This window comes from Geodermatophilus maliterrae (assembly GCF_041018925.1).
Taxonomy (GTDB): domain Bacteria; phylum Actinomycetota; class Actinomycetes; order Mycobacteriales; family Geodermatophilaceae; genus Geodermatophilus; species Geodermatophilus maliterrae.
In genome coordinates, this window is record NZ_JBFNXQ010000004.1 from 116,769 (window position 1) to 123,155 (window position 6,387).

Sequence of the window (6,387 nt, forward strand, 5' to 3'; positions counted from 1 at the left end):
ACTCGCCGACCTGCCGGGGACACCGGTGTGGGCTCGCGGGACCGTCCCCGGCAGCATGGACGCCGGCCACCACCCCGAGACGCCATCCCCCGAGCACCGAGGAGCACGCCGCCGGTGAGCGACGTCTGGCTCGACATCGTCATGGTCGTCGTCTTCGTCCTGGTCGGCGGCGCCTTCGCCGGCGCGGAGATCGCGCTGGTCTCGCTGCGGGAGGCGCAGGTCCGGTCGCTGTCGGAGCGCGGCCGCCGCGGACAGGCCCTGGCCCGCCTGCTCGGGGACCCCAACCGCTTCCTCGCCGCCGTCCAGGTGGGCGTCACCCTCGCCGGCTTCCTCTCCGCCGCGTTCGGTGCCAGCACGCTGGCCGAGCCGCTGGGCGACTGGCTGGTGCGCCGCGGCGTCGGGCAGGGCGTCGCCGAGGCTCTGGCGCTTGTCCTGGTGACGGTCGCGATCAGCTACGTGTCGCTGGTCGTGGGGGAGCTGACCCCCAAGCGCCTGGCCCTGCAGCGCGCCGAGGGCTTCTCGCTGCTCGTGGCCCGCCCGCTCAACGCCATCGCCACCCTGTCCCGCCCGGTCATCTGGCTGCTGTCGGCGTCCACCAACGTGCTCGTCCGGCTCCTGGGCGGTGACCCCAAGGCCAGCGGCGAGGCGATCAGCCAGGAGGAGCTGCGCGACCTGGTCGCCGCGCACGAGTCGCTGAGCAGCGACGAGCGCAAGCTCATCGACGAGGTCTTCCGTGCCGGCGACCGCGAGGTGCGGGAGGTCATGACGCCGCGCACCGAGGTGGAGTTCCTCGAGGCCTCGACGACGGTCAGCCGCGCGGCACGCCAGGTCGCCGACTCCAGCTGGTCGCGCTACCCGGTGGCCGGCCGCGACCAGGACGACGTGGTGGGCTTCGTGCACGTCCGCGACCTGCTGCTGCCCACCCACCCGGCCGGCCGCGCGGCCACGGTCGGCGACCTCGCCCGCGAGGTCAAGCGGCTGCCCGGCACCGCGGGCGTGCTGACGGCGCTGTCGGAGATGCGCCGGGACAACCAGCACCTGGCGGTCGTCGTCGACGAGTACGGCGGCACCGACGGCATCGTCACCCTCGAGGACCTCATCGAGGAGGTCATCGGGGAGATCTACGACGAGTACGACGAGGAGGTCGCCCCCGAGGGCGAGGAGGTGCCCGGCGGGCCGCAGGAGGTCGACGGGCTGCTCAACCTCGACGACTTCGCGGAGGTCACCGGCCTGCGGCTGCCCGAGGGGCCCTACGAGACCGTCGCCGGCTACGTGCTCGCCGAGCTCGGCCGGCTGCCGGAGGTGGGCGACGGCGTCGATGCCCGGGGCCGCACGCTCACCGTGCTCGAGCTCGACGGACGGCGGATCGCCCGCCTCTCGGTCTCCCGCGCCCCCGACCCGGAGCCGGCCGGCGAGGACCAGCCGGCCGGCTGACGGCCCGTCTGCAGGGCCCGCCGCCAGCCTGCGGGCGGTGGGGGGCAGGAGGGTCCTCCAGCAGCCCCGGCTGTCCGGGTGGTCCGGTTCAGCCCCGCTTCTGGGCGACGTCCCACGCGTCCCGGACGATCCCGGCCAGGTCGGTGTGCCGCGGCGTCCAGCCCAGATCGGCCCGGATGCGGTCGCTGGCGGCCACCAGCTGCGCCGGGTCGCCGGCCCGGCGGGTGCCCACCTCCACGGGCACCGGGTGGCCGGTCACCTCGCGGACGGCGTCGACCACCTGCTGCACCGAGAAACCGGTGCCGTTGCCCAGGTTGTAGACGCGGTGCTCGCCCGGCTGCGGCGCGGTCAGGGCCAGCAGGTGGGCGTCGGCGAGGTCGGAGACGTGGATGTAGTCGCGGATGCAGGTGCCGTCGGGCGTCGGGTAGTCCTCGCCGTAGACGGTGATGGTCTCGCGCGTGCCGGCGGCCACCTGCAGGGCGATCGGGATGAGGTGGGTCTCGGTGGTGTGCCGCTCGCCCAGGCCGTACGCGGCGCCCGCGACGTTGAAGTAGCGCAGGCTCACCGCGGCGAAGTCGTACGCGGTGGCGTAGGAGGTCAGCATCGCGTCGACGGCGAGCTTGGTGGCGCCGTAGGTGTTGGTCGGCCGGGTCGGCGCGTCCTCGCGGATCGGCACCTCCTCGGGCTCGCCGTAGGTGGCCGCGGTGGAGGAGAAGACGATCCGCCGGCAGTCGACCGCCCGCATCGCCTCGAGCAGCGCCAGCGACCCGCCGACGTTGTGCTCCCAGTAGATCTCCGGCTTCACCTGCGACTCGCCGACCAGGCTCTTGGCCGCGAAGTGCAGCACCGCCTCGGGCCGGACGTCGGCCAGCACGGGCGCCGACTCCTGCAGCGTGGCCTGGACGAACCGGGCGCCGTCGGGGACGGCGTCGGCGTGCCCGGTCGAGAGGTCGTCGAGCACGGTCACCTCGTGGCCGCCCTCGAGGAGGGCGGCGGTGACTACGCTGCCGATGTAGCCGGCCCCACCGGCGACGAGTACGCGCATGGGGCCACCCTAGGAGCCGTAGCCCTGGAGGTCCTGCCGTGGTGAGCGCACGTCCGGCGGTGCAGGCGCTGCCGGCCTACAGGCCGGGGCGCAACCCCGCCGACCTCGCCCGCGAGCTGGGCGTCGACCGCGCGGTCAAGCTGGCCAGCAACGAGGTGCCCTTCCCGCCGCTGCCCGCCGTCGTCCAGGCGCTGTCGGCGACCGCGGGGGAGACGTACCGCTACCCCGACAACGGCGCCACCGTGCTCACCGCCGCCCTCGCCGAGCGCTACGGCGTGGCGCCGGAGCAGGTGGTGCCCGGGTGCGGCGCGGTCATGCTCTGCCAGCAGCTGGCCCAGTCGTTCAACGATCCCGGCACCGGCCTGGTCTTCGCCTGGCGGTCGTTCGAGATGTACCCGCTGCTGGCCCAGGTCGCCGGCGCGCGCCCGGTGCCCGTCCCGCTGGCACCGTCGCGGCCGGGCGGCGCGCCCGACACGCACGACCTCGACGCGCTGGCCGTCGCCGTCGACGACACCACCCGGCTGGTCTTCGTCTGCAACCCCAACAACCCCACCGGGACGGCGGTGCGGCGCGCGGAGCTCGAGCGGTTCCTCGACCGCGTCCCCGAGACGGCGCTGGTGGTGCTCGACGAGGCCTACCGCGAGTTCGTCACCGACCCCGGCGTCCCCGACGGCCTGGAGCTGATGCGCGGGCGCCCGAACGTCGCGGTGCTGCGCACGTTCTCCAAGGCGTGGGGGCTGGCCGGGCTGCGGGTGGGCTACCTGGTCGCCGAGGACCCCGCCGTCGCCGACGCCGTCCGCCGCACGCACGTGCCCTTCAGCGTCTCCTCGCTGGCGCAGGCCGCCGCCGTCGCCGCGCTGGCCAGCGAGGACGAGGTCAGGAGGAGGGTGGCCGCCGTCGTCGCCGAGCGCGACCGGCTCACCGCCGCGCTGCGCGGGCGCGGCCTGGAGGTGCCCGACAGCCAGGCGAACTTCGTCTGGCTCCCGCTGGGGGAGCCGACCGCGGAGGTGGCCGCCGCCCTGGAGGCCCGCGGGGTCATCACCCGGCCGTTCGCGGGTGAGGGGATCCGCGTGACGGTGGGGACGCCGGAGGAGGACGACCTGTTCCTGACGGCGCTGGGCGACGTGCGCACCGGCGCGCCGGTCGCCTGAAGCCCGGCTGGTTTGATGGCCGACGTGCCACCGCCCCACATGCCATCGCCCCGTGTGCTCTCCGGCATCCAGCCGACAGCGGGCTCGTTCCACCTCGGGAACTACCTCGGCGCGCTGCGGCAGTGGGTCGCGCTGCAGGAGACGGCCGAGGCCTTCTACTGCGTCGTCGACCTGCACGCGATCACGATGGACTGGGACCCGGAGGAGCTCCGGCGCAACACCCTGACCGCGGCCGCCCAGCTGCTGGCCCTCGGCGTCGACCCCGACCGCAGCAGCCTGTTCGTGCAGAGCCACGTCCCCGAGCACGTGCGGCTGTCCTGGGTGCTGGAGTGCCTGGCCCGGTTCGGCGAGGCCAGCCGGATGACGCAGTTCAAGGACAAGAGCCAGCGGGAGGGCACCGCGGGGTCCTCGGTGGGGCTGTTCACCTACCCGGTGCTGCAGGCCGCCGACATCCTCGTCTACCAGGCCGACGAGGTGCCGGTGGGTGAGGACCAGCGGCAGCACCTGGAGCTCACCCGCGACCTGGCCACCCGGTTCAACGGCCGCTTCGGCGAGACCTTCACCGTGCCCAGCGCCCGCATCCCCGAGGGCGGCGCCAAGGTCCTCGACCTGCAGTCGCCGGAGAAGAAGATGAGCAAGAGCCTGCCGCCGGCCGGCTGCGTCCTGCTGCTCGACGACCCGAGGGTGACGGCCAAGAAGATCCGCTCGGCGGTCACCGACACCGGCCGCGAGGTCGTCGCCGACCCCGAGGGCAAGCCCGGCGTGACCAACCTGCTGACCATCCACAGCGCGCTGTCCGGGACGCCGGTGCCGGCGCTGGAGGAGCGGTTCGCGGGCCGCGGCTACGGCGACCTCAAGAAGGAGCTCGCCGAGGTGATCACCGAGTTCGTCGTCCCCGTCCGCGAGCGCACCCGGCAGCTCCTCGACGACCGCGCCGAGCTGGAGCGGGTGCTGGCCCGCGGGGCCGCACGGGCCCGGGAGGTCGCCGGGCAGACGGTCCGCGACGTCTACGAGCGGGTCGGCTTCCTGCCGCCGGCGGGAGCGGGGGCGTGAACGCGGACACCTTCGTCGGGCGCAGCCTGACGCCGCTGCCGCAGACCTCCGTCGTCGGTGTGCTGGTGCCGATCCCCGAGCCGTGGGCGCAGGTGCTGGTCGACTGGCGGGCGAAGGTGGGTGACGCCCAGGCCACGCTCGTCCCGCCGCACGTCACCCTGCTGCCGCCCACCGAGGTGGCCGGCAACGACCGGGCGGCCATCACCGAGCACCTCGCCCGCGTCGCCGCCGGGCACCCGCCCTTCGAGATGCACCTGTCGGGCACCGGCACCTTCACGCCCGTCTCCGACGTCGTCTTCGTCGCCGTCGCCAAGGGCATCGGCAACTGCGAGCTGCTGGCCTCCGACGTCCGCTCCGGGCCGCTGGCCCGCTCGCTGTCCTTCCCGTACCACCCGCACGTCACCGTCGCCCACGACGTCCCGCGCGACATGCTCGAGCTGGCCTACACCGGCCTGGCCGACCTCTCCGCCGAGTTCCGCGTCTCCTCGTTCACCGAGTTCGAGCAGACCCCGGCCGGCACGTGGACCGTGGCGCGCGAGTACCCCCTGACCGGCCCGCCGCACCGCTCCTGACCGCCGCGCGGGCACACCGCGGGGAGCGCAGACTGGGTCCGGTGGGTGCACCTCCGGACGACCGGCCGCCGATCGTCGACGCGACCCGTGGCACCGCCGCCCGCACCGCCCTCCGCCGTCCGTGGGAGCGCGTCACCGGCGTCGGCGGCCGGATCACCGCGGTCGTGGAGGCGCAGCGCCGTCGCCGCCCGTGGTTCGACCACCTCGCCCGGGCCGGTGGCCGCTACACCCGGACCCAGGGCGACCTCATGGCCGCCGGTGTCACCTACTTCGTCTTCCTCGGCCTGTTCCCCGTCCTGCTGCTGGCCGCCTCGGTCACCGCGCTGGTCCTCTCGGGCGACGAGCTGCTGCAGCGCGAGCTGTTCACCGCCGTCCGCGAGGCGTTCCCCGGCGCGACCGGCCGGCAGATCGTCAGCGAGCTGCGCTCGGCGGTGGGCGCGGCCGGCATCACCACGCTGCTCGGCGCGGCGGGCTTCCTCTACGCCGGCCTGCGGGCCATGGACAAGCTGCGCATCGGCATGGAGCGGACCTGGAAGGGCGAGGCCGACGAGCCGGAGTTCTGGCGGGACAACCTGGCCGACGTCGTCGCCCTCGTCGCCCTGGGGGCCGCCGGCCTGGCCAGCATCGGCCTGACCGGCTTCGCCACGCGGGCCACCTCCTGGGTGCTCTCGCTGCTCGGCATCGAGGGCGCCCCGGGCCTGGCCTTCCTCACCGCCGCCCTCGGCCTCGCGCTGGCCTTCGCCGGCGACGTCCTGGTCTTCCTGTGGCTGCTCCGGGTGGTGCCCTCGACGTCGCACCCGGTGCGGCTGCTGCTGCCGGGGGCGCTGTTCGGGGCCGCCGGGTTCGAGGTGATGAAGCTGCTGGGCAGCCTCTACCTCTCGCTGATCTCCGGGAACGTCACGTCGTCGGCGTTCGGCGGCGCCGTCGGCACGCTGGTGTGGATCAACCTGGTGGTCCGCTTCGCCTTCTTCACGGCCGCCTGGACCGCGATGCTGCCGTCCCTGCAGCAGGCGGTCCCCGTCGTCCCGGAGGAGCCGGTACCGGTCGTCGCATCGCCCGTCGCCGGCCGATGAGCGTCGCGACGACGACCGCGACCGCGGCCGCACCCAGGGCGGCCGCCAGCAGCCCGCGG

General features: G+C 74.6%; 6 protein-coding genes. 5 read left to right on the top strand and 1 reads right to left on the bottom strand.

Going from position 1 to position 6,387, the window contains the following annotated elements; all coding sequences use genetic code 11:
* Positions 1-114 precede the first annotated feature (114 nt).
* Positions 115-1,434: a hemolysin family protein gene (locus tag ABQ292_RS02690; protein ID WP_369202937.1), complete on the top strand. Its 1,320-nt coding sequence runs from the start codon at positions 115-117 to the stop codon at positions 1,432-1,434.
* Between the two features lie 88 nt (positions 1,435-1,522).
* Here the strand turns inward: ABQ292_RS02690 and galE are convergent, their stop codons facing one another.
* Positions 1,523-2,479, bottom strand: a complete 957-nt coding sequence (gene galE, locus ABQ292_RS02695; RefSeq protein ID WP_369202939.1) for a UDP-glucose 4-epimerase GalE — start codon at positions 2,477-2,479, stop codon at positions 1,523-1,525.
* 41 nt (positions 2,480-2,520) lie between these two features.
* On the opposite strand from galE, the gene hisC reads away from it, so the two are divergent.
* The 4 genes from hisC to ABQ292_RS02715 are packed head-to-tail and all read left to right on the top strand — an operon-like array spanning position 2,521 to position 6,328.
* Positions 2,521-3,630, top strand: a complete 1,110-nt coding sequence (gene hisC, locus ABQ292_RS02700) for a histidinol-phosphate transaminase (RefSeq protein ID WP_369202941.1) — start codon at positions 2,521-2,523, stop codon at positions 3,628-3,630.
* A gap of 39 nt (positions 3,631-3,669) precedes the next feature.
* Positions 3,670-4,683: a tryptophan--tRNA ligase gene (gene trpS / locus ABQ292_RS02705; RefSeq protein ID WP_369202943.1), complete on the top strand. Its 1,014-nt coding sequence runs from the start codon at positions 3,670-3,672 to the stop codon at positions 4,681-4,683.
* Positions 4,680-5,255, top strand: a complete 576-nt coding sequence (locus ABQ292_RS02710; protein ID WP_369202945.1) for a 2'-5' RNA ligase family protein — start codon at positions 4,680-4,682, stop codon at positions 5,253-5,255. The genes trpS and ABQ292_RS02710 overlap by 4 nt, the downstream gene beginning before the upstream one ends.
* A gap of 41 nt (positions 5,256-5,296) precedes the next feature.
* Positions 5,297-6,328, top strand: coding sequence for a YihY/virulence factor BrkB family protein (locus ABQ292_RS02715; RefSeq protein WP_369202947.1), 1,032 nt, complete (start codon positions 5,297-5,299; stop codon positions 6,326-6,328).
* Positions 6,329-6,387: the final 59 nt, after the last annotated feature.